Origin of the sequence: Burkholderia sp. Tr-862 (assembly GCF_011753085.1) — a bacterium.
In the GTDB taxonomy this organism is placed as follows: domain Bacteria; phylum Pseudomonadota; class Gammaproteobacteria; order Burkholderiales; family Burkholderiaceae; genus Burkholderia; species Burkholderia ambifaria.
The window spans coordinates 58359-73186 of sequence record NZ_VWWG01000016.1 but is presented as its reverse complement, the minus strand read 5'-3'; the positions used below and the strand labels follow the sequence as shown (position 1 = coordinate 73186).

Annotated in this window: 12 protein-coding genes and 1 pseudogene; 9 read left to right on the top strand and 4 right to left on the bottom strand. The window is 67.2% G+C overall.

The window, feature by feature from the left end:
• Positions 1-142: pseudogene (locus F3J14_RS08045) on the bottom strand (hydrolase); the annotation flags it as partial.
• 307 nt (positions 143-449) lie between these two features.
• On the opposite strand from F3J14_RS08045, the gene F3J14_RS08040 reads away from it, so the two are divergent.
• Both F3J14_RS08040 and F3J14_RS08035 read left to right on the top strand, forming a co-directional pair.
• Complete coding sequence (locus F3J14_RS08040) at positions 450-731, top strand: XapX domain-containing protein (protein WP_166722521.1); 282 nt, start codon at positions 450-452, stop codon at positions 729-731.
• Between the two features lie 75 nt (positions 732-806).
• Positions 807-1715, top strand: a complete 909-nt coding sequence (locus F3J14_RS08035) for a LysR family transcriptional regulator (RefSeq protein ID WP_166722520.1) — start codon at positions 807-809, stop codon at positions 1713-1715.
• Positions 1716-1839: 124 nt separating this feature from the next.
• Here the strand turns inward: F3J14_RS08035 and F3J14_RS08030 are convergent, their stop codons facing one another.
• The 3 genes from F3J14_RS08030 to F3J14_RS08020 all read right to left on the bottom strand — a co-directional run bounded on the left by F3J14_RS08030 (position 1840) and on the right by F3J14_RS08020 (position 5300).
• Positions 1840-3621, bottom strand: a complete 1782-nt coding sequence (locus tag F3J14_RS08030) for a winged helix-turn-helix domain-containing protein (RefSeq protein WP_166722519.1) — start codon at positions 3619-3621, stop codon at positions 1840-1842.
• A 362-nt stretch (positions 3622-3983) separates the two neighbouring features.
• Positions 3984-4805 carry an alpha/beta hydrolase gene (locus F3J14_RS08025; protein ID WP_166722518.1) on the bottom strand — a complete coding sequence of 274 codons (822 nt, stop codon included), beginning with the start codon at positions 4803-4805 and terminating at the stop codon, positions 3984-3986.
• 69 nt (positions 4806-4874) lie between these two features.
• Positions 4875-5300 carry a DUF3331 domain-containing protein gene (locus F3J14_RS08020; RefSeq protein WP_166722517.1) on the bottom strand — a complete coding sequence of 142 codons (426 nt, stop codon included), beginning with the start codon at positions 5298-5300 and terminating at the stop codon, positions 4875-4877.
• Positions 5301-5848: 548 nt separating this feature from the next.
• Between F3J14_RS08020 and F3J14_RS08015 the strand changes: the two genes are divergently transcribed.
• The 7 genes from F3J14_RS08015 to F3J14_RS07985 all read left to right on the top strand — a co-directional run bounded on the left by F3J14_RS08015 (position 5849) and on the right by F3J14_RS07985 (position 14780).
• Positions 5849-6670, top strand: coding sequence for an alpha/beta hydrolase (locus F3J14_RS08015; protein ID WP_043173402.1), 822 nt, complete (start codon positions 5849-5851; stop codon positions 6668-6670).
• A gap of 334 nt (positions 6671-7004) precedes the next feature.
• Positions 7005-8285, top strand: coding sequence for a cytochrome c (locus F3J14_RS08010; RefSeq protein WP_166722516.1), 1281 nt, complete (start codon positions 7005-7007; stop codon positions 8283-8285).
• Entirely contained in the window at positions 8282-8782 is a 501-nt protein-coding gene (locus tag F3J14_RS08005; protein WP_006760329.1) for a (2Fe-2S)-binding protein, read from the top strand. The genes F3J14_RS08010 and F3J14_RS08005 overlap by 4 nt, the downstream gene beginning before the upstream one ends.
• Positions 8782-11043 carry a molybdopterin cofactor-binding domain-containing protein gene (locus F3J14_RS08000; protein ID WP_166722515.1) on the top strand — a complete coding sequence of 754 codons (2262 nt, stop codon included), beginning with the start codon at positions 8782-8784 and terminating at the stop codon, positions 11041-11043. Before F3J14_RS08005 ends, F3J14_RS08000 begins: the two co-directional genes overlap by 1 nt.
• Before the next feature lie 70 nt (positions 11044-11113).
• Positions 11114-12031 (top strand): LysR family transcriptional regulator, encoded by a 918-nt coding sequence (locus F3J14_RS07995; protein WP_166722514.1) that lies wholly within the window; start codon positions 11114-11116, stop codon positions 12029-12031.
• A 249-nt stretch (positions 12032-12280) separates the two neighbouring features.
• On the top strand, positions 12281-13498 hold the full coding sequence (locus F3J14_RS07990) for an MFS transporter (RefSeq protein ID WP_166722513.1): 1218 nt from the start codon (positions 12281-12283) through the stop codon (positions 13496-13498).
• A 169-nt stretch (positions 13499-13667) separates the two neighbouring features.
• Positions 13668-14780, top strand: coding sequence for an alkene reductase (locus F3J14_RS07985; RefSeq protein WP_166722512.1), 1113 nt, complete (start codon positions 13668-13670; stop codon positions 14778-14780).
• Positions 14781-14828 lie beyond the last annotated feature (48 nt).

Sequence of the window (14828 nt, the reverse complement as noted above, 5' to 3'; positions counted from 1 at the left end):
CGGCCTTCGCCAGGCCCACGACGTTGTTCTTCAGCACCTGGCGATCGATCGACTGCACGCCGAACGCCATTTGCGGCTGCTGGTCGATGAAGATCAGCTGGCTGTTCTGGGGGGTGAGAACTTCAAGCTTCGGATTGCTCATGGCGGTCATGTCCTTTGACGTGGAGAAAAATAAAGCCTGCCTCGCCGGCAAGCCGGGGGGCCCGATGTGCTGTGCTGGGAGGTTTGCCTGCCAACGTCTACCATTCAACATGGAAACTTGCAGCAATGCCAATTAATCGTTCTGTTTAAGAAAATCCATAAAACAAATTCTTAAAAGATCTTAAATCAGTTGAATTTTCGCGCCGCTCCAGCGATGACCTGATAGGCTCTTTTTCGACTTCGTCGGTTCATCGGCGGGGCGTTATTCATATCTTTCCACGCGGTTGTCATTCACTTCAATTTATATTATGAAACCGTACGTTTCCTCGCTATTGGCCGGCATTCTCGCCGGCGCCGTCTACGCGTTGATCGGCGTGCAATCGCCCGCTCCGCCCACCATTGCGCTGGCCGGCCTGTTGGGCATCCTGGCCGGCGAGCAGATCCTGCCGGTCGCTCGCCGGATGCTCGCGGGCATCCACCTGAAGGCCGCATGGAGCGAAGCGAAGTGCACCCAGCACATGTTCGGCTCGCTGCCCGGCGCGCAGCCATCCAACGCAGCGGCGAAGCACCACGAGTCGACGCCGACGTGACGGATCGCCATTGACTGGACAAACGGGCTCAAGGCGTTAACATGACGGCCCGACGCCCCGCCTGTGAAATCCTTCATGAAGCTGTCATTCGAAGCGCTCGAAGCGCTGGACGCAATCGACCGCACCGGCACGTTCGCCGAAGCCGCGGAACTGCTGCATCGCGTACCGTCGGCCCTGACTTACCTCGTGCAAAAGCTCGAGGGCGACCTCGGCGTCGCGCTGTTCGACCGCAGCGGACGCCGTGCGAAGCTCACGCATGCGGGTCGCGTCGTCGTCGAAGAAGGCCGGCGGCTCCTGCATGCGGCGGAACAGCTCGAACTCAAGGCGCAGCGCGCGCAGCAAGGCTGGGAAACCGAGCTGCGCATCTGTATCGACGAGATCCTGCCGTTCGACGCGCTATGGCCTTGCGTGCATGCGTTCTACGGGCTCGAAATGGATACGCGGCTGCGGCTCTCGACCGAAGTCCTCGGTGGTACCTGGGACGCGCTGGTTGCGCGCCGCGCGGATCTCGTCGTCGGCGCGACGGGCGAGCCGCCGGAGTTGCCGGGCATCGTTACGCGGCCGATCGGCACGCTCAGGCACGTGTTCGCGGTCGCGCCCACCCACCCGCTCGCGGCATTGCCCGAACCGCTGTCGATGGCGTCGATCGTCGAGCATCGCGGCGCCGTCATCAGCGACACGTCTCGCGAACTGCAGCCGCGCTCGGTCGCCGTCGATGCCGGGCAGCCGACGCTCGCGGTACCGACCCTCGCGGCAAAACTGGCCGCGCAGTGCGAAGGACTCGCCGTGGGCACGCTGCCGGACTGCATCGCGGCGCGCGCGATCGCACAAGGCAAGCTCGTCGCCCGCCAGGTGACCGGCATGCGCGACACGACGCATTGCTACATGGCGTGGCGCAGCGACGAAGCCGGCCGCGCGTTGCGCTGGTGGGTCGAGCAGCTCGATCGCCCCGATCTCGTCGACCGGTTCCTCGCGCTTGCGTGATCCCGCCAGTGATCCTGACGTGCCGGCCGAACGGATCGCGAACGCACTTCATCTCCTTCTCGGGTCACGCGTCCGGATTTGCGCATCGCACTGAATGTCGTGATTGTGCCGGCCGCACACGCCGTTACGGTTCGTCGTCTGTCTCGCACGCGAATGCGTTCGCTTCGGGCCACGCATCGTGGACGCCCCGGCTCGATCCGGAGCCATGCGCGAGCGCCGCGGCATACGCGGCCAGCAGGCGCTTGCGCGCATCGTCTCGGGCCGGCGTCGCATCCAGATCCCGCATCGCCTCGAGCGCCTCGAGCGCCACGCGCGCGCGTTCGCGACACTCGTCCACGAGCGACAGGTCCAGCAGGTACGGCACCGCCACGGCCGCCAGTGCGATGCCGGTCTCCGCGTGGCCGTTCGGCGAAAATGTCCAGTCAAGCGCCGCGCGCAGATTGCCGAGTTCGCGGCGCATCAGATCGAGCCGCGCTTCGGCCGGCGACCCATCGTCGCCGCCGGGCGGCGTGAACAACGTAAGAAAGTAGTTCGCATGCGCGAGCGCGGCGGCCGCGCATTCGCCGTTGTTCTCGAGCTGCTGCAGCGCATAGGCGCGCGTCGTCGTCAACAGCCGGTAGCGCGGCACGCCGTGCGCATTCTCGACGTTCACGAGCGACTTCGACACCAGGCCGGCGATCGTGTCGAGCAAGTCCGCATCGGCCAGCCCCGTCGTGCCGACGATGTTTCGCACCGCCTCGATCGAAAAACCGTCGCGAAACACACCGAGCCATCGCAACAGCACGCGCTCCGTATCCCCCAGCAAGCGGTAGCTCCAGTCGTACATGGCCTGCAGCGTCCGGTGGCGTGGCAATGCCGTGCGAAAGCCGCCGGTCAGCAACCGGAAATGGTCGTCGAGATGATCGGCCAGCACGTCGATGCCGAGCACGGCCGCGCGGGCAGCGGCCAGTTCGATCGCCAGCGGCAAGCCGTCGAGATGTCGGCACACCGACGCCATCAGGGACACGCTGCGTTCGTCGAGCGGAAAGCGCGGGTCGGCGGCGCACGCGCGTGCCGCGAACAATTGCACCGCACTTGCGCCCAGCGTGTCGGCTGCGTCGGCACCTTCGTCGCTGACCTCGAGCGGTGGCACCGGACACTGTCGCTCGCCGTGGATGCGAAGCGCCTCGCGGCTGGTCGCCAGCACACGCAGCCCGGTATCGGATTCGGTCAACACGGCGGCGATCCGCGCGGCTGCGTCCAGCAGATGCTCGCAATTGTCGAGCACGAGCAACATCCTGCGATGCGCGACGCTCGCCAGCACCGCTTCGAGCGTCAGCGAGCGGGCCGGCAGCGCGATGTCCAGCGCGTCCGCCAGCGCGGCGGGAACGAATTGCGGGCACGCAACCGTCGCCAGCGACACGAACGCCGCACCATCCGGAAAGCGTGCCTCGGCCCGGATCGCGGCTTCGATCGCCACGCGCGTCTTGCCGATGCCGCCCGCCCCGACCAGCGTCACGACGCGCGCAGCGTCGAGCGCCGCGAGGACATCGGCGACCATCTGCTCCCGTCCCACGAGCGCGGTCGGCGCGGGCGCGAGCCGCGATGTCGCGGGACGCACGGAGGGGGCGCCTTCGGCGGGTTCGCTGACGAGCCGATAGCCGCGCCCCGGCACCGTGACGATCAGATCCCGGTCCCGGCCCAGCGCCTTGCGCAACGATGCGATATGCACCTGCAGGTTGTTTTCCTCCACGATCGTGTGCGGCCATACCCGCTGCATGATCTCGTCCTTCGAGACCAGCGCGCCATTTGCCTGAACCAGGAGTTCGAGAATTTCGAATGCACGGCTGCCGATACGCAACAGTTTGCCGTTCGCGCGAATTTCACGTCTGTCGAGAAAAACGTGAAGCGTTCCAATGCGGATCATGGGAGGGGTCTAATCAATGGCATTTACCGATGCCAGTCAAAACGACATCGATTTGACACCAATGCTACGGCATTTACTACGTATGATGATTCAAATTATCAGAATGGAATGAGCAAATTTTTTGAATCGTTGAAATCCGCGGGCCTCGCATCTTCTGCGCACGGCGCGGCATGGCGCCCGGCATTCCCGCCCGGAGAAGCAGGGATTCGTCGATGAAGTGGATTTCGTAGGATTTTCCCGCGGTTCGATTGAGCGGGAATTCGGGCGAACCGCGTTTTCGGCCCGTAGTTGAACGCGCGGTTCGAGATGAGCGTGGCGAGGACGCCGGACGGCCGCGGCCGCCCGGCTACGTCACGCCAACGTCACGCGCGGACGAACGCCAGCAGTTCGTCGTTCAATTGTTGGGCATGCGTCAGATACAGCGCATGCGGGGCGCCTTCGTAGATGCTCAGCGTCGCGTGCGGCACGCGCGCGGCGGTGGCCGCCCCCGTCAGTGCGAGCGGCGCCGTCTGGTCATCGTCGCCATGAATCACGCGCGTCGGGACGTCGAATTTGTCCAGATCCGTCCTGAAATCGGTTTCAGAAAATGCCCGGACGCAATCGAGCGTGCCTTTCAATCCGGCCTGCAGCGCCATGAACGAAGTCCAGTCGAGCGCGGCGCGCGAGATCGTCGAATCGGCCCGGTTCGAACCGGTGAACAACGGCCAGAAGGACTCGAAGAACGCGGCGCGGTCCGCCACGATCGCCGAGCGAATGCCGTCGAACATCGCAACGTCGACGCCGTCCGGATGATCGTCGCGCCGCGCGATGAGCGGCGTCACCGAGCCGATCAGGACGGCCTTCGCGATGTGGCGCGTGCCGTGCCGGCCGATGTACCTGGCAACCTCGCCGCCGCCCATCGAAAAGCCGACGAGCGTCACGTCGCGCAATCCGAGCGTCTCGATCAGCGTCGCGAGATCGTCCGCCAGCGTATCGTAGTCGTAGCCCGTCCACGGTTGGCCGGACCGGCCGAAACCGCGCCGGTCGTACGCGATGCCGCGAAAACCGTTCGATGCCAGATGATGCATCTGGACGTCCCACATGTCCGCATTCAGCGGCCAGCCGTGAATGAACACGACGGGGCGCCCCGCGCCCCAGTCCTTGTAGTGAATCGAGACGCCGTCGCGTGTCGTGAAGGTACTCATGAAGCTTCCTCGGCAAAGAAGAGGCAGCGGCGCCAGCCGCCGCCGATGGATGGGGCGCTCCGCTCCCGGTCAGGAGCGGGACAGCCTGACGATGAACCGGTCCAGCTCGGACGCGAGGATCGCCTCCCAGCAATTCGCGGGACGCTTCGCTCCGCGCCACTGCGGCTTGTAGATCGCATCGCCGGCGCGAATCGGCAGGCCGGTCAGGGCGCAGCGCCCCGGCGAGCGCGACTTCGCGCTGATCCAGCGCTGCTCGTCATACCGGCAGTGGGTCGGATCGCTCCACGACACCAGCAGCGAGGAATCGGTCTGCCGCTCGACCGCGACGATCGCGCATCCGCGACGCCCGCCACCGCCGGACGCCCCGCGCGCGTCGTCGCGATGACGGCGGCGCGCGGCGTCCCGGTCGCGAAGATTCAGCGACGCGCAGCGGCTTGCGCCGGACGACGGATCGAGCAGCGTCATCACGTGCTCCCAGCGATCGAATGTGTCCATGACGGCGTATCCAGGCAAGTGGCGAGAGATTCGGACGTTTCGCATCCGTGCGCATCACGATCGTCATGCGCTGGCGCGAACCGGCAGCGACCCGCGACGGGACGGCTTGATGCTGACAATAGCGAGCGGCCGCTGAAGAGTCTTGATCCACAGGCTTAATTGTTCTGGCGGCCTGGCTCGCACGCCACACCGACCGGCCGGTTCATGAAAATTCAGCCGAATTTCAGTACATGCCGCACGGCCCCGCGCTAGGCTCCCGTCGACGTTCGTTCGCTCCCTTCGTGCGCCTGCCGGCCCGCGACCGCGAACGCACGCCGGCTGCCGGCAAGCGTGCGGGCAGATCCGGACCATCGATTCCACACGACATCATTCCACCGCACGTTCAAGGAGCCCCAATGCGTCCCGCAGACCTCGACGCCATCCCGTCGGCACGCCGCCGCGACATGCTGCTTGCCGGCGCGACCGCCGTTGCAGCCGCCGCGCTGCCGGCCGCCGCCGCCGCTGCCGCCCCCAAACACGCCGCTTCCGCCCATCAAGGAACCCATCCGATGAACACGATCACCACGCAAGACGGTACGCAGATTTATTTCAAGGACTGGGGCAGCGGCCGTCCGGTCGTCTTCTCGCACGGCTGGCCGCTGTGTGCCGATGCGTGGGATCCGCAGATGCTGTTCCTGGTGCAGCACGGCTACCGCGTGATCGCGCACGATCGCCGCGGTCACGGCCGCTCGAGCCAGCCGTCCCAAGGCAACGACATGGATACCTACGCGGACGATCTCGCCGCGCTGATGAATGCGCTGGACCTGCGCGAAGCGACGCTCGTCGGCCACTCCACCGGCGGCGGCGAAGTCGCCCACTACATCGGCCGTCACGGCACGAAGCGCGTGTCGAAGGCCGTGCTGATCGGCGCCGTGCCGCCCCAGATGGTGAAATCGCCGACCAATCCGGGCGGCCTGCCGATGGACGTATTCGACGGCATCCGCAAGAACGTCGCCGAGAACCGTTCGCAGTTCTACAAGGATCTCGCCGTGCCGTTCTTCGGCTTCAATCGCCCCAATGCGAAGGTGTCGCAGGGCACGATCGACGCATTCTGGGCACAAGGGATGATGGGCGGCGCCCATGGCCAGTATCTGTGCGTCAAGGAGTTCTCCGAGGTCGACTACACCGAGGACCTGAAGAAGATCGACGTCCCGACGCTGATCCTGCACGGCGACGACGACCAGATCGTGCCGATCGACGATTCCGCACGCCTGTCCGCGAAGATCGTGAAGCACGCGCAGCTCAAGATCATCCCGGGCGGCGCGCACGGCATGTGCGTCGTTGACGCGGCGCGAATCAATGCCGAACTGCTCGCGTTCCTGAAGGCGTAAGCGACGCCATACGGCGCGCCGCGCGTCAACCAGCGTTGCGACGCCATCCGCGTGATGGCGGATCGCACGCAGGTTCGGCAGGGGAACCTGAATCCGGTTATCCCCACTCTCGACGCGATGGACGGACTGGCTGCGTCGCGCGAACTCGAGCGTTCAGAACGTTTCAGCGCGGCTTCAGGAATTGGCGAGCGCGCACACGTAGACTGGTTTCACGAGCCGTCGTGCGGGCGCTTGCCCGCGCGTCGGCGCCCTTCCTGGAGTGACGAATGATTTCCGGCGCCTATTGTCCCGCGCATCGAATCGGGTACGACCGGCCGATTCGCGTGGAGCACGCATGAAGCACAAACGACTCTGGTTCGGTGCGACCGGCGTCGCGCTCGCGGGCCTCGCGATCGCCGTCGGCATCATGGTCCGGCCGTCGATCGCGCCGATCGAGCCGCCCGCCCGCGCGTCGTTCGATCCGCAACTCGTCCGAGCCGGCGCGCGCGTGGTCGCGCTCGGCGATTGCGTCGTCTGCCATACGGCGAAGGACGGCAAGCCGTTCGCCGGCGGGCTGCCGCTCGCGACGCCGTTCGGCACGATCTACGCAACCAACATCACGCCGGATGCCGACACCGGCATCGGCCGCTGGTCGCGGGACGCCTTCTCGCGCGCGCTGCGCAGCGGCATCGCGCGGGACGGGCATCCGCTCTACCCCGCTTTTCCGTACATCCACTTCACGCGGATGTCCGACGACGAGATCGCGGCGGCCTACGCGTACCTGATGACCCGCGAGCCGGTTCAAGCAAGCACGCCGAAGAACGACCTGATCTTCCCGCTCAACTTCCGCCCGCTCGTCGCGTTCTGGAACGTCCTGTTCCTGCACGAAGGCGCGATCGCGCCGGACCCGGCGCAATCCGCGCAGTGGAATCGCGGCAAGGCGCTGGTCGACGGCCTCGGCCACTGCGCGTCCTGCCATTCGCCGCTGAATGCGATCGGCGGCGAGAAAGCGGGCAAGGCATTCGACGGCGGCATCGTCGACGGGTGGGAAGCGCCGCCGCTCAATACGCTCGGCAGCGCGACACGTCCGTGGACGCAGGCACAACTGGTCGCGTATCTGCGCACCGGCCGCGCGAGCGAGCATGGCGCGGCCGCCGGCCCGATGCTTCCCGTCACGCGCGATCTCGCGACCGTGCCCGCAGACGACGTCGAGGCGATCGCCGCCTACATCCTGTCGATCCAGAAGCCTGTCGGCGCGCGGCCGGCGACGGCCGGCGCCGGACACAACCCGACGACGCCCGCCGGACAACGCGGCGCAGTGCTGTTCCAGGCGTCGTGCGCGCAGTGCCACGGGCCGGCAGCGCCGATGCAATCGATCGGCGAGCGGCCGACGCTCGCGTTCAGCACGGCGGTCGCCGCCGACACGCCGCGCAACGCGATCCAGATGATGTTCAACGGTATCGGCTGGCATGGCGAGGACACGCTGAACTACATGCCGTCATACCTCGACCAGTACGACGACCGGCAAATCGCGGATCTCGCTGCGTACATCCGCGAAACGTACTCGGATCGCCCCGCGTGGAGCGGCGTCGAAACCCTGGCCGCGAAACTCAGAAAGGAGGACCGCACGCGATGATCACCCTAACCGTGAATGGCGCGCGGCATACGCTCGACATCGACCCGTCCACGCCGCTGCTCTATGCGCTGCGCAACGACCTGCACCTGCACGGCGCGAAGTTCGGTTGCGGCCTCGGACAATGCGGCGCGTGCACCGTCATCGTCGACGACAAGCCGATGTTCTCGTGCCTGATCCCGGTCGCCGCGATCGGCGCACGCAGCGTCAGGACCATCGAGAGCCTCGGCACCGCCGAGCGGCCGGGCAAGCTTCAGCAAGCGTTCATCGATCACCAAGCGGCGCAGTGCGGCTATTGCATTGCCGGGATGATCATGCGCGCGCAGGCGCTGCTCGAACGCAACCCGAAACCGACCGAACGCGAACTGCGCACCCACATGGAACCGAACCTGTGCCGTTGCGGCACCCACCTGCGGATCCTGGCGGCCGTGCGCCAGGTCGCGGGCCTGCCGGACCCGGAACCGGCCGGCGCGCCGGTCATGATCAGCAAAGGGCTCTGATGAACGCACCCGACGACATCGACGAAGGCCGCCGGCACTTCATGGTTTCCGGCGCGCTCTTCGTCGCGTTCAGCCTGGCACCGGCCACACGCGCCGCCGCCGAGGTCGTGATCGCGGACGAAGGCGCGGCCGTCCATGTATCCGGGGCGACCGAAACGCTGGCCGGCAGCCTGAAGACCAACCCGCTGCTGGATGCATGGATCAAGATCACGCCCGACGGCAAGGTCACCGTGTTTACCGGCAAGGTCGAGCTCGGCACCGGCGTGCGCACCGCGTTGCTGCAGGTGGCGGCCGAGGAGCTGAACATGAAGCCCTCGCTGATCACGTTCCTGACCGCCGACACCGGCGCGTCGCCGGACGAGGGCCTGACCGCCGGCAGCCACACGATGGCGGACAGCGGCTCCGCGCTGCTGAACGCCGCCGCGCAGGTGCGCGCGCTGCTGGTCGACGGCGCGGCGAAGCAGTTCGGCGTCGATCCGCGCACGCTCACGGTTGCCGATGCGCTCATCAAGGCGCCGGACGGCCGCACCATGCGCTATGGCGACGCGGTCCGCACCGTCGACCTGCATCGCAACGCGACGCCGACCTCGCCGCTGAAGCCGCCCGCGACGTTCGCCGTGATCGGCACGTCGCTGCCGCGCGTCGATATTCCAAACAAGGTCACGGGTGGCGTCAGCTACGTGCAGGACATGGAACTGCCCGGCATGCTGCATGCACGCGTCGTGATGCCGCCGGTGTACGACGCGAAACTGCTGTCGTTCGACGAAGCCGCGATCCTGAAGATGCCGGGCGTCGTGCGGATCGTGCGCAACGGCAGCATGCTTGCCGTCGTCGCCCAGGGGGAATGGCAGGCCGTCGTCGCGCAGCGCGCGCTGGCCGCCGCGTGCCGCTGGTCGCCCGGTCGGACGCTGCCCGAGCGCAACACGGTTCATGAAGACCTGAAGCGGATTTCGACGCAGCACATCGAGATCGCCAATACGCATGCGCCAGCCGCGCCGGCGGTGAAGACGCTGAGCGCCACGTTCCTGAAGAATTACCTGCTGCACGGCTCGATCGGGCCGTCCTGCTCGGTCGCTCGTCTCGAGAACGGCATGCTGACCGTGTGGACCCACTCGCAGGGCGTGTATCCACTGCGCGACGCGCTGGCCGAGATGCTGTCGATGCCGAAGGCGAGCATCCGCTGCATTCACACCGAGGGCTCGGGTTGCTACGGGCACAACGGCGCGGACGACGCGGCGGCGCATGCGGCGCTGATCGCCGCCGCGATGCCCGGCAAGCCGATTCGCGTCCAGTGGATGCGCGAACAGGAACATACGTGGGATCACTTCACGCCGGCGATGGTCACCGAGCTCAGCGCGTCGCTCGACGCCAGCGGGCGCATCGTCGACTGGAAGTACGCGCTGTGGAGCAGCTCGCACAACGAACGCATCGTCAATGCCGGCCGGCTGCTGCCCGCGCGGATGCTCGAGCCGCCGTTCGTCCCCGCGCCGTCGACGCCGATGCTGCAGCCCGAGGGCGGCGGGGATCGCAACGCGATCCCGCTGTACGCGCTGCCGAACATGCACATCGTGAACAATTTCTCGCCGACGATGCCGCTGCAGACGTCCGCGATGCGCTCGCTCGGCGCGCACACGAACATCTGGTCGATCGAAAGCTTCATGGACGAGCTGGCGCACGCCGCCGGCGTCGATCCCGTCGAATTCCGGCTGCGTCACATGCAGGATCACCGCGCGCGCCAGGTGATCAAGCTCGCCGCGACCAAGTTCGGCTGGCCGCGTCCGCCGCGCGCGCGCAATCGCGGCGTCGGCTTCGCGTTCGGCAAATACAAGAACCTGATGGCTTACGTCGCGATGGCGATCGAGATCTCGGTGGTCCCGGAAACGGGCCAGGTCACGCTCGACCACGCGGAAGTCGCCGTCGACGCCGGGCAGGTCGTCTCGCCGGACGGCATCCGCAACCAGATCGAAGGCGGCATCGTGCAGGCCGCCAGCTGGACGCTGTACGAGACATTGAAATACGATACGCAGCGCATACGCAGCTTCGACTGGAGCAGCTATCCGATCCTGCGCTTCTCGGCGGCGCCGCAAAGCGTGAAGGTCCACCTGATCAATCGTCCCGGCGCACCGTTTCTCGGCGCGGCCGAGGCGTCGATGGGGCCGACCGCCGGCGCGCTGGCCAACGCGATTTTCGACGCGACCGGCCAGCGCCCGCGCGAAATGCCGTTTGCCGGCGACGGGCTGAGGAAACGCATCGACGCATAGCGTCATCACACAACCGATCGCGCCGGCACGAACCGGCGCCGACAATCGACCGGCTGGAGATTTCTGAACGATGGATACCTTGCTTTCGATGCGCGTGTTTACGCGCATCGTCGAAACGGGCAGTTTCACGCGCGCGTCGGACACGACCGGGCTGACGACACCGCGCGTGTCCGCGCTGCTGAGCACGCTCGAACAGCACCTCGGTTGCCGGCTGCTGAACCGCACGACGCGCCGCATCTCGCTGACTGAGGACGGGCAGGCGTACTACGAACGCTGCGTCGGGGTGCTACGCGAAATCGACGACATGGAAGCAGCGGTATCGCAGGCGCGCAACGTGCCGCGCGGCCGCCTGAAAGTGAACCTGCCGCCCGCGATGGCCAAGCAGATCATGGTGCCCGCGCTGCCCGAGTTTCTCGCCGCTCATCCGAACATCTCGATCGAACTCGGCGTGACCGATCGCCAGATCGACCTCGTCGGCGAGGGCGTCGATTGCGTGGTGCGCATCGGCGCGCTCGACGACTCGGGCATGATCGCCAAACGGATCGGCAGCCTGACCACCTGCACATGCGCGGCCCCCGCGTATCTCGACCGATGCGGCGCGCCCGCAACGGTCGACGATCTCGCGCAGCACGTCGCGATCAGCCACATCTCGGCCGATACCGGCCGCCCACGGCCGTGGGACTACGTCGTCGACGGCGAAGCGCGGATCGTGCAGATGTGCGGCACGGTCGCGGTCAACGACGCCGATACCTACATCGAGTGCGGCGTCGCGGGCATCGGCCTGATCAAGACCTCGCTATACCTGGTCGAACCGTATCTGAAATCGGGACGGCTGCGCGAGGTGCTGACCGATTTCAACGCACCGCCGCGGCCGATCTCGATCCTGTATCCGCCGAATCGGCATACGCCCGTCAAGCTCAAGATCTTCGTCGACTGGCTCACGAGCCTGTTCGCGCAGATTCCGACGCTGCAGGGCCAGCGCGGCTGAACGCCGCCAGCGGCCCTGCTGCCCGGACGCCCGGACGCCCGCGTCCCAACCGTTTTCACGCCATCGGCCCCGCGAGCGTTGCGCGCCTTTGCACGGCGCGCAATGCTCGATTGCGCGACGGACGTATTCCGTTGTCATCGCTCGATCAATAGTCTTGACGGCAATGCGGCGTGCATGGCTCGCCGCTTGCGAAATTGCAATGCGCCGCCCGGCAAACGGGCGTCCGACATCTCGTTCAAGGAGTCGACCATGTCAACGGAATCCACCGCGCTCGCGGCCCACGGGCAGGCGCCCAGGCTCACGCAGGGCCTCATCCTGCTGTTCGCGTTCAGTTGCGGCGCGATCGTCGCGAACCTGTACTACGCACAACCGATCACCGAGCTCATCGCGCCCGGGCTGCACATGTCCGGCGGGATGGCGAGCCTCATCGTGTCGCTGACGCAGATCGGCTACGCGCTCGGCCTGTTCTTCATCGTGCCGCTCGGCGACCTGCTCGAGAACCGCAAGCTGATGATCGTCACGGCCGTGATCTCGATCGCGAGCCTCGCCGCGGCCGCGGTGACGCGGACGCCCGGCCTGTTCCTCGCGATTTCGCTGCTGATCGGCTTCAGTTCGGTCGCCGTCCAGATCCTGGTCCCGCTCGCCGCGCACCTCGCGCCGGATCATTCGCGCGGCCGGGTGGTCGGCACGATCATGAGCGGGCTGCTGCTCGGCATCCTGCTCGCGCGCCCGCTGTCGAGCGTGGTGGCCGACGCGTTCGGCTGGCGCTTCGTGTTCGCGGCCGCCGCGGTTGTGATGACGCTCGTGACGGTCGTGCTCGCGCTGACGATTCCGTCGCGCCAGCCCGATCATCGCGCAACCTATTTCGACCTGATCGGCTCGCTGCTGCATCTGGTGCGCACGATGCCGGTGCTGCGCCATCGCGCGTTCTACCAGGGCCTGATGTTCGCGTCGTTCAGCCTGTTCTGGACCGCCGTGCCGGTCGAGCTGACGCGTCACTACGGACTGTCGCAATCCGCCATCGGCCTGTTCGCGCTCGTCGGCGCGATCGGCGCGACGTCGGCGCCGGTCGCCGGCCGCCTCGCGGATGCCGGCCATACCGTGCGGGCGACGCTGATCGCGCTGGTCGCCGGCGCACTGTCCTATGCCGTCGCGCTGCTTCACGGCGTCGGCCTGTACGGCCTCGTCGTCACGGGCATCGTGCTCGATTTCGCCGTGCAGATGAACATGGTGCTCGGCCAGCGCGAGATCTACGCGCTGGATGCGACGAGCCGCAACCGTCTGAACGCGCTGTACATGACCAGCATCTTCGTCGGCGGCGCCATCGGCTCCGCGCTCGCGAGCCCGCTGTACGAACACGGCGGCTGGCCGCTCGTCGCCGCGGTCGCCGGCGCATTCCCGATCGTCGCGCTCGCGCACTACCTCGCGATCGGCCGGCCGTACGCGCAACGCCACGCACGCACCTGAACCGGCGCCGGCTGCCGGTCGAGCGCACGCATGCCGCCCGGCTCGTGCGCGCGCCGGAACGCCGCCGGCATGTCATTCCGACTTTTCACCGGGGCCGCTGTCTCGCCATCCCGCCGCTTGCGGCGGCGCGATGCGCGGCGCCCCCTGCTCAACGCACAAGGAATCCACCATGTCTTCCCTGCTCAGCACCTACGATCTGCGCGGCCTGCCGCTGCCCAACCGAGTCGTGATGGGGCCGATGACGCGCTCGCGCGCACCGTCGCGCGGCCAGCCGACCGAGCTCATGGCCGAGTATTACGCGCAGCGCGCGTCCGCCGGCCTGATCGTCACCGAGGCGACCAATGTCAGCCACACGTCCGCGGCGTTCGAACTGACGCCCGGGCTCGTCACCGACGAGCAGGCGGCCGGCTGGAAGCAGGTCACGGACGCGGTCCATGCGAACGGCGGCCGCATCTTCGCGCAGCTGTGGCACGGCGGCCGCGTCAGCTCGCTGACGCTGCTCGGCGGCGACGCGCCGCTGTCGCCGTCCGGCGTCAACGACGATCTCGAGCAGTTGCAGGTGTGGGCCCGGTTGCAGAACGGCTACTACACGAAGATTCACGCGACGCCGTCGCGCGCAATGACGACGGACGAAGTCGCCGCAACGGTCGATGAATTCGGCCGCGCAGCCGCCCGCGCGATGGCGGCCGGCTTCGACGGCGTCGAGATTCACGCGGCCAACGGCTACCTGCCGCACCAGTTCCTGTCGTCGACGCTGAACCGCCGCGACGACCACTACGGCGGCTCGGTCGCGAACCGCGCGCGCTTTCTCGAGGAGATCGTCGACGCGGTCGGCGGCGTGATGCCGCTCAGCCGCGTGGGCGTGCGCATCTCGCCGTACGCGCAATACAACAACGTGCGGGACGCGGATCCGGATGCGACGTACGCGTACGTTGGCCGCATGCTCGACGAAGCGGGCGTCGCCTACCTGCACGCTGCCGATACCAACGGCTGGAGCGGCGAGCCCGACCTGCCGCGCATCATCGAGCACACGCGCAAGACCTTCGGCGGCACGCTGATCGTCAACGGCGGCATCACGCCGGACGCCGCGAATGCGCTGATCGATGCGGGCGACGCCGATCTCGTCGCGTTCGCGCGTGCGTACATCGCGAACCCGGATCTCGTCGAACGCATCGCCATGCATGCGCCGCTCGCCGTGCCGAAGTCGATCGGCTGGTACGGCGGCGAGCGCGCGGGATACGTCGACTATGCGCGGCACGACGCGGCGGCAGCGACCGCCTGAGCCGTGTGGCACGGCGACGCCCCGCCGCCATGCTCAGCGGGGCACGCC

Excerpts from the sequence above, each read along its gene's own strand:
- F3J14_RS08000 (WP_166722515.1), top strand. The coding sequence starts at position 8,782 with ATGAACGCACCCGACGACATCGACGAAGGCCGCCGGCACTTCATGGTT.
- F3J14_RS08030 (WP_166722519.1), bottom strand. The coding sequence starts at position 3,621 with ATGATCCGCATTGGAACGCTTCACGTTTTTCTCGACAGACGTGAAATT.
- F3J14_RS08040 (WP_166722521.1), top strand. The coding sequence starts at position 450 with ATGAAACCGTACGTTTCCTCGCTATTGGCCGGCATTCTCGCCGGCGCC.
- F3J14_RS07990 (WP_166722513.1), top strand. The coding sequence starts at position 12,281 with ATGTCAACGGAATCCACCGCGCTCGCGGCCCACGGGCAGGCGCCCAGG.
- F3J14_RS07995 (WP_166722514.1), top strand. The coding sequence starts at position 11,114 with ATGGATACCTTGCTTTCGATGCGCGTGTTTACGCGCATCGTCGAAACG.
- F3J14_RS08035 (WP_166722520.1), top strand. The coding sequence starts at position 807 with ATGAAGCTGTCATTCGAAGCGCTCGAAGCGCTGGACGCAATCGACCGC.
- F3J14_RS08015 (WP_043173402.1), top strand. The coding sequence starts at position 5,849 with ATGAACACGATCACCACGCAAGACGGTACGCAGATTTATTTCAAGGAC.
- F3J14_RS08010 (WP_166722516.1), top strand. The coding sequence starts at position 7,005 with ATGAAGCACAAACGACTCTGGTTCGGTGCGACCGGCGTCGCGCTCGCG.
- F3J14_RS07985 (WP_166722512.1), top strand. The coding sequence starts at position 13,668 with ATGTCTTCCCTGCTCAGCACCTACGATCTGCGCGGCCTGCCGCTGCCC.
- F3J14_RS08005 (WP_006760329.1), top strand. The coding sequence starts at position 8,282 with ATGATCACCCTAACCGTGAATGGCGCGCGGCATACGCTCGACATCGAC.
- F3J14_RS08020 (WP_166722517.1), bottom strand. The coding sequence starts at position 5,300 with ATGGACACATTCGATCGCTGGGAGCACGTGATGACGCTGCTCGATCCG.
- F3J14_RS08025 (WP_166722518.1), bottom strand. The coding sequence starts at position 4,805 with ATGAGTACCTTCACGACACGCGACGGCGTCTCGATTCACTACAAGGAC.